This is a genomic window from Rhizobium sp. CF142 (assembly GCF_000281145.1).
Lineage (GTDB): Bacteria > Pseudomonadota > Alphaproteobacteria > Rhizobiales > Rhizobiaceae > Rhizobium.
In genome coordinates this window covers 29071-43245 of record NZ_AJWE01000018.1, presented here as the reverse complement: position 1 = coordinate 43245, position 14175 = coordinate 29071, and the positions used below count along the sequence as shown (strand labels likewise).

At 61.6% G+C, this 14175-nt stretch carries 14 protein-coding genes; 7 read left to right on the top strand and 7 right to left on the bottom strand.

Annotation, left to right across the window (positions count from 1 at the left end; translation table 11 throughout):
• The first annotated feature begins 29 nt into the window (after positions 1-29).
• The 5 genes from PMI11_RS05440 to PMI11_RS05420 all read left to right on the top strand — a co-directional run bounded on the left by PMI11_RS05440 (position 30) and on the right by PMI11_RS05420 (position 4114).
• Positions 30-791, top strand: coding sequence for an SDR family NAD(P)-dependent oxidoreductase (locus PMI11_RS05440; protein ID WP_037070762.1), 762 nt, complete (start codon positions 30-32; stop codon positions 789-791).
• A complete protein-coding gene (locus PMI11_RS05435) occupies positions 791-1708 on the top strand; it encodes a 2-dehydro-3-deoxygalactonokinase (RefSeq protein WP_007814258.1) in 918 nt (305 codons plus the stop codon). Before PMI11_RS05440 ends, PMI11_RS05435 begins: the two co-directional genes overlap by 1 nt.
• Positions 1709-1722: 14 nt before the next feature.
• Positions 1723-2355: a 2-dehydro-3-deoxy-6-phosphogalactonate aldolase gene (locus tag PMI11_RS05430; protein ID WP_007814256.1), complete on the top strand. Its 633-nt coding sequence runs from the start codon at positions 1723-1725 to the stop codon at positions 2353-2355.
• 4 nt (positions 2356-2359) lie between these two features.
• Entirely contained in the window at positions 2360-3247 is an 888-nt protein-coding gene (locus PMI11_RS05425) for an SMP-30/gluconolactonase/LRE family protein (RefSeq protein WP_007814254.1), read from the top strand.
• Between the two features lie 237 nt (positions 3248-3484).
• Positions 3485-4114, top strand: coding sequence for a PRC-barrel domain-containing protein (locus PMI11_RS05420; RefSeq protein ID WP_007814252.1), 630 nt, complete (start codon positions 3485-3487; stop codon positions 4112-4114).
• Between the two features lie 66 nt (positions 4115-4180).
• Here PMI11_RS05420 and PMI11_RS05415 read toward each other — a convergent pair whose 3' ends face one another.
• Both PMI11_RS05415 and PMI11_RS05410 read right to left on the bottom strand, forming a co-directional pair.
• On the bottom strand, positions 4181-5548 hold the full coding sequence (locus tag PMI11_RS05415; protein ID WP_037070761.1) for a putative bifunctional diguanylate cyclase/phosphodiesterase: 1368 nt from the start codon (positions 5546-5548) through the stop codon (positions 4181-4183).
• Positions 5549-5676: 128 nt separating this feature from the next.
• Positions 5677-7389 carry a response regulator gene (locus PMI11_RS05410; RefSeq protein WP_007814248.1) on the bottom strand — a complete coding sequence of 571 codons (1713 nt, stop codon included), beginning with the start codon at positions 7387-7389 and terminating at the stop codon, positions 5677-5679.
• A 183-nt stretch (positions 7390-7572) separates the two neighbouring features.
• Between PMI11_RS05410 and mutL the strand changes: the two genes are divergently transcribed.
• Together mutL and PMI11_RS05400 are read left to right on the top strand one after the other, a co-directional pair.
• A complete protein-coding gene (gene mutL, locus PMI11_RS05405) occupies positions 7573-9390 on the top strand; it encodes a DNA mismatch repair endonuclease MutL (protein ID WP_037070766.1) in 1818 nt (605 codons plus the stop codon).
• A gap of 67 nt (positions 9391-9457) precedes the next feature.
• On the top strand, positions 9458-9685 hold the full coding sequence (locus tag PMI11_RS05400; protein WP_007814243.1) for a DUF2093 domain-containing protein: 228 nt from the start codon (positions 9458-9460) through the stop codon (positions 9683-9685).
• Here PMI11_RS05400 and lpxK read toward each other — a convergent pair.
• The 5 genes from lpxK to PMI11_RS05375 all read right to left on the bottom strand — a co-directional run bounded on the left by lpxK (position 9682) and on the right by PMI11_RS05375 (position 14166).
• A complete protein-coding gene (gene lpxK / locus PMI11_RS05395; protein WP_007814240.1) occupies positions 9682-10725 on the bottom strand; it encodes a tetraacyldisaccharide 4'-kinase in 1044 nt (347 codons plus the stop codon). The two genes, PMI11_RS05400 and lpxK, sit on opposite strands and share 4 nt — an antisense overlap.
• Positions 10726-10829: 104 nt before the next feature.
• On the bottom strand, positions 10830-11552 hold the full coding sequence (locus tag PMI11_RS05390; RefSeq protein ID WP_007814238.1) for an HAD family hydrolase: 723 nt from the start codon (positions 11550-11552) through the stop codon (positions 10830-10832).
• Positions 11553-11561: 9 nt separating this feature from the next.
• A complete protein-coding gene (gene waaA / locus PMI11_RS05385; protein ID WP_007814236.1) occupies positions 11562-12881 on the bottom strand; it encodes a lipid IV(A) 3-deoxy-D-manno-octulosonic acid transferase in 1320 nt (439 codons plus the stop codon).
• A gap of 168 nt (positions 12882-13049) precedes the next feature.
• Positions 13050-13298: a DUF4170 domain-containing protein gene (locus tag PMI11_RS05380; protein WP_007814234.1), complete on the bottom strand. Its 249-nt coding sequence runs from the start codon at positions 13296-13298 to the stop codon at positions 13050-13052.
• 61 nt (positions 13299-13359) lie between these two features.
• Complete coding sequence (locus PMI11_RS05375) at positions 13360-14166, bottom strand: 3'(2'),5'-bisphosphate nucleotidase CysQ (protein ID WP_007814232.1); 807 nt, start codon at positions 14164-14166, stop codon at positions 13360-13362.
• Positions 14167-14175 lie beyond the last annotated feature (9 nt).

The following is a 14175-nucleotide window of genomic DNA, read 5'->3' as shown; positions in this document are numbered from 1 at the left end:
GCATGCCCGGAGGAGAGACGGTGAGCGCTATGTCTGCACAATTCCCCGAATTCAGGGATCGCACGGTATTGGTGAGCGGCGGAGGTTCCGGCATCGGCGCTGCCCTCGTCGAAGGTTTCGCAAGGCAGGGTGCAAAGGTTTCCTTCCTGGATATCGCCGAGGCAGAAAGCCGGGAACTGGCGGAACGACTTTCGGGAGAGACTGCGCATCCCGTCAGCTTCTACCACACGGACCTGCGCGATATCGATGCCATCAGGCGCGCGGTGAGCGAGGTTGTCGAAAAGTCCGGACCGATCCGGGTGCTCGTCAACAATGCCGCCTGGGATGACCGGCACGAATTCGACGATGTGACCGAGGACTATTGGGACAATAATCAGGCGGTCAATCTGCGCCATGTCTTCTTTACCTCGCAGGCGGTTGCGCCTTCGATGCGGGCAGCCGGTGGTGGAGCGATCATCAATATGTCGTCGATTGCTTTCAAACTGAACATGGGCGTCTTTCCCGCCTATGCCGCCGCCAAGGCGGCAGTCGTCGGCCTGACGAAGAGCATGGCTGGAAGGCTTGGCCCTGAGAATATCCGCGCCAACTGCATCCTGCCGGGCATGGTTGTGACCGAGCGGCAGATGAAGCTATGGCTGACGGAGGAAAGCATTGCCCGCTCCGTGCAGGGGCAATGCCTGAAGATCGTATTGAAGGCCGACGCGATTGTCGGTCCGGCTCTGTTTCTTGCATCCGACTGCGCAGCCGGCATGACCGCGCAGTCCCTTATCGTCGATGGAGGCGTTCTCTAATGGCAAATCCCGCTTATGTCGCGGTGGACTGGGGCACCAGCAGCTTCCGGCTCTGGCTTATCGCTGCTGACGGCAGCATTCTTGCCGAGCGGCGCAGCGGCGAAGGCATGACGACGGCCGCCAAGACCGGCTTTTCCCAGGTTCTCGAAGGACATCTTGCAGCAGTTGAAGCGCCTGATGACCTGCCGGTCATCGTCTGCGGCATGGCAGGCGCGCGGCAGGGCTGGGTTGAGGCGGGTTATATCGACGTGCCGGCTTCGCTTTCCTCGATTCTATCAGCTGCTGTCTCCGTGCCCGGCGAAAGCCGTGACGTACGCATCCTTCCGGGCCTTGCCCAGCGCGATGCGGCGACGCCGGATGTCATGCGCGGCGAGGAAACGCAGCTTCTCGGCGCGCTCGGGCCTGAGAGCAAGGGCACACAGGCCGTCTGCATGCCCGGCACGCATTCCAAATGGGTGCATGTCAAGGATGGCAAGGTCACCGGCTTTTCCACTTTCATGACCGGTGAGCTTTTCGACGCCATCACCAAGCATACGATCCTCATGCATGCCGTTGCCGGCGCCGAGGACCAGCCGGCCGATGCCGCCGCCTTCCAAGCGGCGGTTGCTGCGGCCTTCGAGCGGCCGGCGCTCGCGTCGAACCTGATTTTCACCGCCCGCTCCGGCCAGCTTCTGCACGGTATTTCGGCGGCGGCCGCACAGGCCAAACTGTCGGGTACGCTGATCGGCCTCGAAATTGCCGGCGCGCTACAGGATGCCGGCAAGGATACGGCCATTACGCTCGTCGCCTCCGGGCGCCTGCAGGCGCTTTACGAGCAGGCCTTCCGTACGCTCTCCCTTTCCTTCACCGCCATCGATGCCGATGCCGCCGTTCGCGGCGGGCTTTCTGCCGCTGCCCAAGCCATCTGGCCAAACTGAGAAAGATACCTCCCATGAACCGTATCCCCTTCCCCGACATGAAGCGTCCGCTGATTGCTATTCTGCGCGGCATCAAGCCCGAGGAAACCCAAGCCGTGGTCGGCGCGCTGATCGAAAACGGTCTGACGGCAATCGAAATCCCGCTGAATTCGCCGGAGCCCTTCAAGTCTATCGAGATCGCCGCCAAGATGGCGCCTGACAATGTGCTGATCGGCGCTGGCACGGTGCTGACGACAGAGGCGGTCGACAGCCTGCACAATGCCGGCGGCAAGCTGCTGGTCACGCCGAATGTCGAACCCGACGTGATCATCCGCGCCCGCGACTATGGCATGGTGACCATGCCCGGCGTCTTCACGCCCACAGAAGCGCTGCAGGCAGCTCGCGCGGGTGCGACCGGCCTCAAGTTCTTCCCCGCCAGCGTTCTGGGACCGTCAGGCATCACGGCAATCCGCGCCATCCTGCCGCCGGAACTGGTGATTGCGGCTGTCGGCGGCGTGTCGGACAAGAACTTTTCGGATTACACCAAAGCCGGCATTTTCGCCTTCGGCTTGGGCACCAGCATCTACAAGCCGGGAATGACCGGAGCAGAGGTTGCCGAGCGCGCCAAGGCAACCATCTTAGCCTATGACGCAGCCATAGGAGCATAGGCATATGACTGATATTTATGAATTCGAGGGCAAAACACTTTGCAATACCAATTCGGTTCTCGGTGAAGGCCCCACCTACGATCCCGGCACTAACACGGTCTGGTGGTTCAATATTCTCGGCAAGGAACTGCACGAACTCAATCTTTCGACCGATGAAAAGAAGGTGCATTCGCTGCCAATGATGGCAAGCGTGCTCGCCCGCATCGATGCCGGCCGCCAGTTGCTGGCGACCGAAGAGGGGCTGTTCGTGCGCGATATCGCCAGCGGCAGCCTGACCTTCTATGCGGCACTCGAAAACGACAGACCGGAAAACCGCTCCAATGACGGACGCACGCATCCATCTGGCGCACTCTGGATCGGCACGATGAGCAAGCGCGCCGAAAACCAGGCCGGCGCGATCTATCACGTGGCCGCCGGCAAGGTAACCAAGCTCTTCAGCGGCATCAGCATCCCGAACTCCATCTGCTTTTCGCCCGACGGCACGATCGGCTATTTCACCGACACGCGCCTCAGCCGCCTGATGCGGGTCATGGTCGATCCGCAGACCGGCCTTCCTTCCGGCGAGCCGATCGTCATGGTCGACAGCATGGATGAGCCGGGGGGCCTGGACGGATCGGTCTGCGATGCCGACGGCTATATCTGGAACGCCCGCTGGGGCGCTGGCGTCGTCGATCGCTACAGCCCGGATGGCTTGCGCATCGCCCGCTACAAGGTACCGGCCGCACAGCCCTCATGCCCAGCCTTCATCGGCGCTAATGCCGACCGGCTCGCGGTGACCACCGCCTGGGAAGGGCTGGATGAGGATGCCCGCTCCACGCAGCCGAGCGCCGGCGCCCTGCTCGAACTCGGCGTTGCCGTGAAGGGCGTTTTCGATCCCGCCTATGTGATCTGAAGCACGAACTGCGGGCAGAGCCGGCAGTCTCGAGGGCGCTCCAATCCGGGGCGCCTTTTTGCTTTTGCGGGCTTATCTCCCGGTAAAGGTTCCGTAAAAACCGTAAAATTTTCCGTGTCTTCGTCCGGAACCAATAAGCAAATCGGTCATTTCACTCTTGAACCGGCACGGCAGGAATGCCTGAAAAACGGGCGCTGCCACGCCAGGGATCACTCAAGGAACGAAGGTAGGTTCGAAATGACACGCAAACTTCTGACGACCGTTGCCGCTGGCGCACTGTTTGCCACGGCTTTCGCACCGGCGGCATTCTCGCAGACCGCTCCGCAGCCGGCGAACCCTGCTGCCCCGACCCAGTCTGCGCCCGCCGACCCGGCCGCCCCGGCCCCGGCAGAGCCGGTCAAGCCGATGGCGCCCGCAGGTGATGCCGCACAGGCTCCGGCCCCGGCACCGAGCACTGATACGGCTCAGGCAGGTGGCGACAGCTATCTGACGCAGCAGGCCGCGGACCAGATCAGCGCCAACACGTATATTGGCCAATCGGTCTATAACGGCAACAATGAGAGCATCGGCAGCGTCAATGACCTGATCATGAAGAAGGACGGCGGCCTTGTTGCAGCGGTGATCGGTGTCGGCGGCTTCCTGGGCATTGGCGAAAAAAATGTCGCCGTTCCGATGGAGAAGGTAACCGTTGCGCAGAATACGCAGGACGGCTCCGTCAAGCTGACGACCACCGAAACCGCCGAATCCCTGAAGGCAGCTCCGGAATTCAAGACGCTGGCCATGCAGTCAGCTGAAAAGGCTCCGGCAGCAACCGGCACTGCCCTGCCGACGGACAATACGTCGACAGGTTCGACGACCAACAAGTAATCCGTACGGAGAGTAGAGCGTAAGCGATGGCGTCCTATGGGCGCCATCGTTTCTTTGCTTCTGCCGCTATGCGCTCGCGCGTTCGGTTGCGCTTGTGTCGTAATAATAGTTCTCGTGCAGGAAGCGCAGTGTAGCGATGCCATCGGCCGGCCGGCCGAAATGATAGCCCTGCCCCATGCCGCAACCGAGCATGCGCAGCTTGACCGCTTCCGAATAGTCCTCGATGCCCTCGGCCACGACCTCCAGTTCGAGGCCTTCGCACATGGCAAGAATCGCCTTGATGATGTGCTCGGAGGCGCGGTCGGAATTGATGCGCGAGACGAAGGCGCGGTCGATCTTGATCTTGTCGAAGATGAAATCGCGCAGGCGCCCGAGGCTCGACTGACCGGTGCCGAAATCGTCAAGCGAGATGCGCACGCCGGCGGCCCTCAGATCGGCGATGATGCGGTGCGCCGTGTCGGCAGAGCTCATGACAGCCGTCTCTGTGATCTCAAGCTCAAGACGATGCGGGTCGAAGCCGACGCGGCCGAGGATCGACAGAATGCTGCTGCTCGTGCCCGGATCCATGAGCTGGGCCGAAGACAGATTGAAGGACAGGAAGAGTTCGCGCGGCCAGGAGAGCGCCGCTTCTGCAGCCTTGCGCAGCAACGCTTCCGACAGGGCATCGATGAAACCGCGCTCTTCGGCCAGCGGCACGAAGACGCCGGGCGAGACGAAGCCGAGATCGGGATCGTTCCAACGGGCAAGGGCCTCGAAGCCCACTACCTGATTGTTGGCGAGCGAGACGATCGGCTGGAAATGCACGTCGATCGCATCAGAAATGATGGCGTTTCGAAGCGCCTGTTCGAGCTGGGTCGCCCGTTTCATCTCCTGCGCGATCTCACGCGAATAGACGGTGATCTGACCGCGGCCGCGACGCTTGGAACGATAGAGTGCGGTTTCGGCACTCTTCAGCAGCTCCTCGCAATCCTCGCCAGCAAAGGGATAGATCGCAAAGCCGAAGGAGGCGGAAAGGCGCACATTGCGGTCGCCGAGATCGTAGGGAGCCGACAGGACCTCACGGATCATCTGGCCGAACTTCTCGGCACTCGCGCGCTCGAAGATCAGCGGCAGGACGAAGGCAAACTCGTCGCCGTCATGACGGGTGACCACCGCACCATCCGGAATGCAGGCTTTCAGGCGATGGGCGACCTGACACAGGATTTCGTCACCGGCGGCAGAACCGAAGAGATCGTTGATCGGCTTGAAGCTGTCGAGATTGGCAATACCGATGGTGAAGGGCGCCGGATCGCTGGCCCGCTCGGCAGAAATCTGTATGACCTTGTCCCGCATGCGATTGCGGTTTCCCAATCCGGTCAGCGGATCGGTATAGGCCATCGCCTGGAGTTCGTTTTGACTCACAGTCATGAATGGTATTTCCGCAGACACCATCACTCCAAACCCAGGGTTTTCCTCCACACCTTGGCGAAGAATGACGGCCAAATCTTAACAATTCGATAGTAAATCGGCGGGACTACAACCCGAAGCATTCCCAAATTCTGGGGAGTTGACCGGTATTCTATTTAGATTTGCGCCTTGATCGGCTCATCCACCAGGTGCTTCTGAAATACCGTTTCCAGGATGTCAGGGCTGACCGGTTTCATGATGACGTCATCCATGCCGGCCTTGGCGCATTCCGCGCGATCACGCTCGAAGGCCTGTGTCAGCACGCCGATAATCGGGGTTCGTGTGCCCTGTCCCTCTTCCATCTGGCGAATGAGGCGCGAGGCTTCAAAGCCATTGAAGACCGGAAGGGAAATATCCATCAGCACGATCTGCGGCCGGTGCTCGGCCCAGAGACGAACGACCTCTTCGCCGGTCGCTGCGATCCGATGGCGATAACCAAGACCTTCGAGGATCTGCGTGAAAACGATCTGGTTGATGTCGTTGTCCTCGGCGACGAGAACCTGCAGGCCTACGGTTTCTTCAGTCGTGGTGATTTCCCAGTCGCCTTCAGTGCCGCCGCGTCCGCTGCGGTTGAAGTGGCGAGCGATCTGGAAGGTCAGCTCGTTGGCGATCTGGAAGCCATCCATGACGAGGGCGGGAATGCCGTATTGTTCGGTGAGCTCCAGGCAGCGCATGCCCATCTGGTTATCGATGATCAGGAGATCGAGCGAGATGCCGGAGGAGCTGGCAATCTCGAGGAAACGTTCCTCCTCATCTTCGCCGCGGACCGAACAGGCTTCGAAGCCGTATTTGGCGAGCGTGCGCAGCGCGGCAGTCTCGGCGGCGAGATCTGCGGTGACGACGAGGATCTTTCGGCCGGAGAAGTTTTCCGGAACGATTGCCTCCATCGCCGCCGGCTCGCGGCGCTGCGATGCGTTCGGCACCGGCACGTAGGCGCGGCGGTAGGTCTGGTTGCTGGAAGTGGTGATCTCGGAGGCCAGATTGAATTCGTCGAGATCGTCGCCGTCGCGCGGCAGATCCTGCATGGTGGAGACGAGAAAATAACGTCCAGGCTTGCCGATCCTGTGCTTGCGGCTGACGATGTCGCGCTCGGTGCCATCGCGGGCGATCTGGCGCTGGCGGGAGACGGACATTTCGCCGGTTTCCAGCACGTGGCGGTCGCTTTCCTCGAAACGCTTGGCAATGTCAGGCGAAAACAGATCCCCGCTCTTGCGGCCGAGAACCTCGTCCGGCGTCGTCTGGTACTTCTCGCAGAAGGCCTTGTTGACGGCGACGTAGGCAAGGTTGCGATCCTTGACGAAGAGCGGGAACGGCAGATGGTCGAGAATGTCCTCGGTGAGCTGCACGCGCTCGAGATCGTAGCGCCACTGTTCCTCGCGCTTACGCGCTTCGGAAATATCGGAGATGATGGTCACGCCGTAGCCGTTCGGCAGCCGGCGCTTCAAAAAGCGCACCCAGCGGTCGGCGTCGTGGCGCTCGACGGATTCGAAACGTTCGCGCCAATGGGAGGCGATACGCTGAGACAACCAGTCCTCGCGGCTGAGCGAACCCGCCTCGCGCAAAAGGGTCTGCTCGCGGATGCCGGTATCGTAGACCGCACCGAGGAAATCACGAAGCCGGGCGCCCGGGCGCAGCACATCCTCGGGCACCGGAAAGAATTCCATGACCTGACGGCTGGCAAAGATAAGAAGATCGTTGCGATCATAGATGACGAATGCAGCAGAAAGACTGTCGCATGCGGCGTCGAAAAGCACCGTCTGAAGGTCTGCCTCAGGCGGCAACGCGTCACTCGCAGATGATGTGTCCGCCTTTTCGAAGCCGGCACTCATTCATTCACATCCCACATCTGTCCGATTTTCGCAGTTTCGGAGGTATATGAATAAAATGCCGTTTTTGTCTTAAGAGCCGCTTAACAGTAGTGACCCCCAAATTTGGGGGAGAAGCCTCCAGTGTCCTCTCATGGGTTGATGAAAACCCTTTCCTCCCGGCCGCGAATCCTCGAAAATAGGGATATGGCCATCAGACAGCTCTCCGAAACGCTCATCAACCAGATCGCCGCCGGCGAAGTCATCGAACGGCCGGCGAGCGCTGCAAAAGAACTGATCGAAAACGCGCTCGACGCAGGCGCGACCCGTATCGAAATCGCAACCGCAGGCGGCGGCAAGGCGCTGTTGCGCGTCAGCGACAACGGTTCCGGCATGGATGCCGCCGATCTGGAACTTGCGGTCAAGCGGCACTGCACCTCGAAGATATCGGAGACGCTCGACGATATCCGCACACTCGGCTTCCGGGGCGAAGCACTGCCGTCCATCGGTTCGGTGGCACGGCTCAGCATTGCAAGCCGCAGGCGTGACAGCGCGGCAGGCAACGAAATTTCCGTTGCCGGCGGCAAGATCGTGCATCTGCGACCGGCAGCCGGCAATCCGGGAACGATCGTCGAAGTGCGCGACCTGTTCTTCGCCACACCGGCGCGGCTGAAATTCCTGAAGACGGAGAAGGCGGAAGCGGCTGCCATCACGGAGATTGTCAAGCGTATGGCGATCGCCTTTCCGGGCGTGCGTTTCGTGCTGTCTGGCGCGGACCGCTCAACGCTGGAATTTCCGGCAACCGGCGAGGATCATCTGGCACGCATGGCGCAGGTGCTCGGCAAGGAATTCCGCGACAATGCCATCGCCCTGGACGCCGAACGCGAAGACGTGCAGCTGACCGGCTTTGCCGGCGTGCCCACCTTCAACCGCGGCAATTCGGCCCATCAATATGCTTTCGTCAACGGCCGCCCCGTGCAGGACAAACTCATCCTCTCAGCGATCCGCGGCGCCTATGCCGAAACGATCCCGGCCGGCCGTTATCCCGTCGCGGTGCTGTCGATCGCGCTCGATCCGGCGCTGGTGGACGTCAATGTGCATCCGGCGAAATCCGACGTCCGCTTCCGCGATCCGGGACTGGTGCGCGGGCTGATCGTCGGCGCTGTCCGCGAGGCGCTGGCGCGTGACGGCAGCCGCGCGGCAACGACAGGCGCAAGCGACATGCTGCGTGCTTTTCGCTCCGGCTTCCAGGCGGCGCCACAGAGGCCGCAGGCGCCCTGGTCTGCCGCAACCTCCCCTTCCCGGCCATACCAGCCGACGGCCAGTTTCGGTGAAAGGCCGCAGGCTTCCTTCGACGGCCTCGTCCATCCGACGGCCCGTTCCGAACCAGCTTTCCAGCCCGCACCACAGCCTCATGCCGCTGCCGCCGCCGAATCTTTGGCGCGCTATCCGCTTGGTGCTGCTCGGGCACAGATTCACGAAAACTATATCGTCGCCCAGACGGATGACGGCATCGTCATCGTCGATCAGCACGCGGCCCACGAACGGCTGGTCTTCGAAGCCATGCGTAAGGCCTTACACTCCAAGAGGCTCGCCTCGCAGGTGCTGCTGATCCCTGAGATCGTCGACATTCCCGAAGAGGATTGCGACCGGCTTATCGCGCATGCCGAAGAATTTTCCGAACTTGGTCTCGCGATCGAACGCTTCGGGCCGGGCGCCATTGCTGTGCGCGAGACGCCGGCCATGCTCGGCGAAGTGGACGCGCAAGGCCTGATCCGCCAGCTTGCCGATGAGATCGCCGAATGGGACACGGCATCCGGCCTTTCCGCCAAGCTCGAATATGTGGCGGCGACCATGGCCTGCCATGGCTCGGTGCGATCAGGACGACGGCTGCGGCCGGAAGAAATGAACGCGCTTTTGCGCCAAATGGAAGTGACCCCAGGCTCCGGCCAGTGCAATCACGGACGCCCGACCTATATCGAACTCAAGCTAGCCGATATCGAGCGGCTGTTCGGCCGGAGCTGAAAAAGCTGGCAAAACGGCTTCTCGGGGAGTATGGCAGACAGATGACAGACTGCAGGGAATGGAGCGCATGAACTTGTTCGAAGGACACGGAAACCGCGAGGCGAAGATCCGTTATCTCGACGGCGATTTCCAGATTCTGTCGCCCGGCTCCTATGTCGTCTGCGCACTGACAGGCAAACACGTCCCGCTCGACGAACTTCGCTACTGGAGCGTGGCGCGGCAGGAGCCCTATGTCGATGTCGCCTCCGCACTGGAAGCCGACCGGCGCGCCGGTGTTCTGCCGACCCAGCGCTAGGTTTTTACCTTTGCCTCCTTGAGCCGCCGCTCACGGCAGGCTTCAAAGGCTCGGTCGATGATGAGACCTGGGGCAAGCGGGTCGGTGAAGGCCATTTCCACCTCGACGACATGGCAGCGGGCCGCAAGCTGCTCCGCCTTACCGTGATGACCGGCGAGACGCACGAAATCCTTCGACGTCGTGACGATCGTCAGGTTCTGATGGTCTGCGGTCATCAGAAGACCGTCGATCTCTTCCTCGCTTAAATGCTCGTGATCGCCGAAGGAGGTGGCGACCTCGACGGTTGCTCCAAGCGAACGGACGGTGCGGAAGAATTTTTCCGGATCGGCGATGCCGGCAAAGGCGAGTACCTTGAGGCCTTCGAGAGCATTCTCGCCGGACACTTTCAGCGCAGCCGTGAAATAGGGCTTGGCAGCGCGCGCCGCGATACGGACGATACGGTCAGCTGCATTACCGTCTCCGACCTTCAGAAGCGCGGTCGCCTGGCGCAGCTGCAGTCTAACCGGCGCACGCACCGGGCCACCCGGCACGATATGGCCGTTGCCGAGACCGCGCGTTGCGTCGATCACCAGAAGCGCGTAGTCGATTGCGAGCTGCGCGCTCTGGAAACCATCGTCCATGATGATGAAATCGGCGCCTTCTTCGACGAGCCTCGCAGCACCATCGACACGCCTGCGGGAGATCACCGTCAGGGCTTCCTGCGCCAGCAACAGCGGCTCGTCGCCCACGGCGACTGCCCAGTGATGGGCGGGATCGACGACGGTGGTGACATCCAGCGAGCCACCGTGACCGCGGCTCAAGAAACCGGGCTTGAGCCCCTTGGCTTTGGCGGCACGGGCAATGGCAATTGCCGTCGGCGTCTTACCGGCGCCGCCGACCGTGAAATTACCGACGCAGACGACGGGAATCGGAACCGAGGCGCGGCGCGCATGTACCATGCGGTAGCCCGCCACACGACCATAGAGGAAAGAAAGGGGCGACAGAGCCCACGCCTGCCAACCTGCCCGCCTCCACCAGAAAGGCGGCGCTTCTGAAATCATGATGCCGTCCCGTTTCCCCTGCCCTCACCCCCAGGCGAGGTCTCACAAAATCGACCGGGGCGGATTGAGAAGCCAAAACGCGTGAAAATGCAAGTCTTTGCGCGTCAGGCCAGTTGCAGATCCGGCAACAGGGCTTCGATGTGGGTGATGTCATCGAAAACATGATCGGCGGCGGCGGAGAGTGATTCACGCGAGCCTGTGCCGGTCAGAACCGCAATCGTCAGGCCGGTTTTTGCGTTCCTGCCCATATGGAGATCGTGGTTGTTGTCGCCGACCATGGCGATCTCTTCCGGCTGCAGGCCCGTCGCAGCGCAGAAGCCGAGCACCATGCCGGGCTCAGGCTTGCTGCCGAAGCCGCTGTCGTAGCCGGCGATATAGTCGACATAGTCGGAAATGCCGAAGCGCAGGGCCGTTTGGCGGATCGAGCGCTCATTGTCGCTGGAGGCGATGCCGAGCTTGAAGCCACGGCTGTGCAGGCGGCCGAAGAAGGCTGCGAGATCGGTGACCGGCACAGAGAATTCTGCGGCATTGGCAAAGAGAGTGTCGAGCTTGATCGTCAGCTCGATCGCATCGAGTTTCGAACCGGCAGCAACGAGGCCTTCCGCGATCTGGTGAGTATTGCCGGCAGCAAGCAGGCTGTCGGGAACGATATGGCCCGTGACGGGGTCCATGCCGCATGCGGCAAGCAGATGATCGGCAAGCGCCGCGTCGCCTTCGGCGGCGATGCGCGCAAGCTCGCGGTTTACCGGCAGCCAGCTTTCATCATAGTCGAGCAGCGTACCGTCCTTGTCGAAGAGGATACCCCTGATCTTCGCCTCTGCCGACATGACCGCTCCTCAGGCCTGCGCCACGGCCTTCGGCAGCAGACGCGCCTTCACCGTCAGCGGATTGATATAGGGCTCCAGCCCCTTCAACGTGGCGCTGAGCGCGCCGCGCATTTCATGCACGGACGCGATGCCGGCCTGGATCATCTTGCCGCGCGCCTCGTCATTGGTCAGCAGGTAATGCACGCCCTTCGCCAGCATCTCGGTATCGCGCACCATGCGGGCGCTGCCGCTGCGGGCGAGCTTCTGATAGGCCTCGCGGAAATTCTGCACATTGCCGCCCGACAGGATGGCGCAGCCAAGCATGGCCGGCTCGAGCGGGTTCTGGCCGCCCTCGGCAAAGAGCGAGCGGCCGACGAAGGCGACTTCCGTCAGACGCAGATAAAGGCCCATTTCGCCGATCGTATCGCCAAGGAAGATATCGACATCCGGGGTCAGAACATCGTCACGCGTACGACGGGCGACCTTCAGCCCCTGCTTGACGAGGGCTGCCTCAATCTCGTCAGCGCGCTCGGGATGGCGCGGTACGATAATGGTGAGCTGCTTGTCGCGGTCACGCAGCGCCCGATGGACGATGCCGGCGGCATTTTCCTCGCCGTCGAAGGTGGAGATCGCCGCCCATGTCTTGCGGTCGCCTATCTGCTTTTTGTAGCGGGCGAAGACAGCGCTGTCGTAGGGTGGAGCGTCGGTATCGACCTTCAGGTTGCCTGAGGTGATGACCGGCACGGCGCCGAGATCGCGGAAACGCTCGGCATCCAAATCGGACTGGGCGATGACGAGCGCCAGATTTTCGAAGAGGGCCTCGGCAAGCGACGGGCGGCGGCGCCAGCGGGCAAAAGAGCGGTCCGACATGCGGGCATTGACGAGGATCTGCGGAATGCGGCGATGGCCAAGTTCAAGCACGGTCGCGGGCCAGATCTCGGATTCGGCAATGATGGCGCAATCTGGCTGCCAGTAGTCGAGGAAACGGCCGACGGCGGGCTTCAGGTCGAGCGGCACATATTGATGGATCGCGTCATTGCCGAGACGTTCAGCGGCGAGCCTTGCTGAGGTGATGGTGCCTGTCGTCAGGATGACATGGATGTCGCGTCGGCGGATTTCACGGATCAGGGGAATGACAGCGTTGGTTTCGCCGACACTTGCGGCATGAAACCAGACGAGCGGGCCTTGCGGCCGATTGGCGCTCGCATAGCCGAAGCGCTCCAACCGGCGGGCGCGGTCTTCCTTGCCCTTGGCCGTGCGATAGGTGATGTAGAGGCCGACGACCGGCGACGCCACAGTTCCCGCCAGACGGTACGCGTTCAGACCGATCCGCGCCATCCGGGAGCTCATTCAGCAGACCTCCGACCTATGCAGATCGACATCAATCCAATTCCCTAATTATCGTTGCGGCCGCAATGACCGATCAATTTGTTCAGAATGCGTCGATCAAGGGCAAGGAACCGATGCGCAAAGGCCTCCGCTGTGGACAGCGGAGGGCCAGCGGCTTGCTGCTAGGGCTCACTTGCTCCCGGTCGTATCCTGCGGATCGAGCAGACGATGCATGTGGACGATGAAATAGCGCATATGCGCATTGTCGACCGTCTGCTGCGCCTTGGCCTTCCAGGCCGTCAGTGCCGTGGCATAGTCGGGGAAAATACCGACAATATCGAGATCCCCAAGATCCCGAAACTGGATGCCCTCAAGGTTTTCGAGTTCGCCACCGAAGACGAGGTGCAGGAGCTGCTTTTTACCGCCGGAGTCCGTCATTTTTATTCTCTTTCTGCCTATTCTCCTCCGGCCCTTCATCTGAGGGATTTTGACGGAAACGTCAACCGTCTCTTAGCTGAGTGAACAAGTCCAGATATTCACGGAGACGCGGGATAGGCGAAGCGCAGAGCGCCTCATGGCTGACTTTTTCTCTATTATAGGTTGTCGGGCGACCCGAGAGGTCGACGAGACCGCCACCGGCACGTTCGAGAATAAGATCGGCAGCCGCAATATCCCAGTCGTGGGCATTCCGCCCGACAAACGTCGTGTCCAGCCGGCCATCGGCCACCATGGCGATGCGGTAGGCGAGCGAGGGGATATATTTGACGCGCTCGCTGCGTTCGCGAACCGCCGCCGGCAGAACCTTGAACAGTTCCTCGCTGACGGCAAGCTGGCTGAGATCGGCTTCGCCGCGTGTGGAGACGTAAATCGGCTCACCGTTTTTCAGCGCAGGGCCACCTTCCACCGCTTCGTATAGTTCGTCGAGCGCCGGCGCATAGAGCGCGCCCGCAACGGGACGGCCACGATGAACGATGCCGACGCTGACGCACCAGAGATCCTTGCCGGCGAGGAATGCCCGTGTGCCATCGATCGGATCGACGATGAACAGCGTCTCGTGTTCCAGACGGCCGGCATCGTCGTCGGTCTCTTCCGACAGCCAGCCATAGTCCGGCCGTGCCCTGCGCAGGATGGTTTCGAGCGTTTCATTGGCGGCGAAATCGGCGGCACTGACGGGCGAGCGTTCCTCATTCTTCCACCAGACTTCCGGTGACTTGTTGAAGAACCCAAGTGCGACGGCGCCCGCCTGTTTTGCAGCATCGGCAATCAGCGCGAGATCGCCCTGCCAGCGGTTGTCCGTGTCGCTCATCGCGTCGAT

What these genes read in the sequence shown, in the direction of transcription:
- PMI11_RS05420 (WP_007814252.1), top strand. Translation starts at nt 3,485, where the DNA reads ATGACACGCAAACTTCTGACGACCGTTGCCGCTGGCGCACTGTTTGCC.
- PMI11_RS05390 (WP_007814238.1), bottom strand. Translation starts at nt 11,552, where the DNA reads ATGTCGGCAGAGGCGAAGATCAGGGGTATCCTCTTCGACAAGGACGGT.
- lpxK (WP_007814240.1), bottom strand. Translation starts at nt 10,725, where the DNA reads ATGATTTCAGAAGCGCCGCCTTTCTGGTGGAGGCGGGCAGGTTGGCAG.
- waaA (WP_007814236.1), bottom strand. Translation starts at nt 12,881, where the DNA reads ATGAGCTCCCGGATGGCGCGGATCGGTCTGAACGCGTACCGTCTGGCG.
- PMI11_RS05425 (WP_007814254.1), top strand. Translation starts at nt 2,360, where the DNA reads ATGACTGATATTTATGAATTCGAGGGCAAAACACTTTGCAATACCAAT.
- PMI11_RS05440 (WP_037070762.1), top strand. Translation starts at nt 30, where the DNA reads ATGTCTGCACAATTCCCCGAATTCAGGGATCGCACGGTATTGGTGAGC.
- PMI11_RS05400 (WP_007814243.1), top strand. Translation starts at nt 9,458, where the DNA reads ATGAACTTGTTCGAAGGACACGGAAACCGCGAGGCGAAGATCCGTTAT.
- PMI11_RS05380 (WP_007814234.1), bottom strand. Translation starts at nt 13,298, where the DNA reads ATGACGGACTCCGGCGGTAAAAAGCAGCTCCTGCACCTCGTCTTCGGT.
- PMI11_RS05410 (WP_007814248.1), bottom strand. Translation starts at nt 7,389, where the DNA reads ATGAGTGCCGGCTTCGAAAAGGCGGACACATCATCTGCGAGTGACGCG.
- PMI11_RS05430 (WP_007814256.1), top strand. Translation starts at nt 1,723, where the DNA reads ATGAACCGTATCCCCTTCCCCGACATGAAGCGTCCGCTGATTGCTATT.
- mutL (WP_037070766.1), top strand. Translation starts at nt 7,573, where the DNA reads ATGGCCATCAGACAGCTCTCCGAAACGCTCATCAACCAGATCGCCGCC.
- PMI11_RS05435 (WP_007814258.1), top strand. Translation starts at nt 791, where the DNA reads ATGGCAAATCCCGCTTATGTCGCGGTGGACTGGGGCACCAGCAGCTTC.
- PMI11_RS05375 (WP_007814232.1), bottom strand. Translation starts at nt 14,166, where the DNA reads ATGAGCGACACGGACAACCGCTGGCAGGGCGATCTCGCGCTGATTGCC.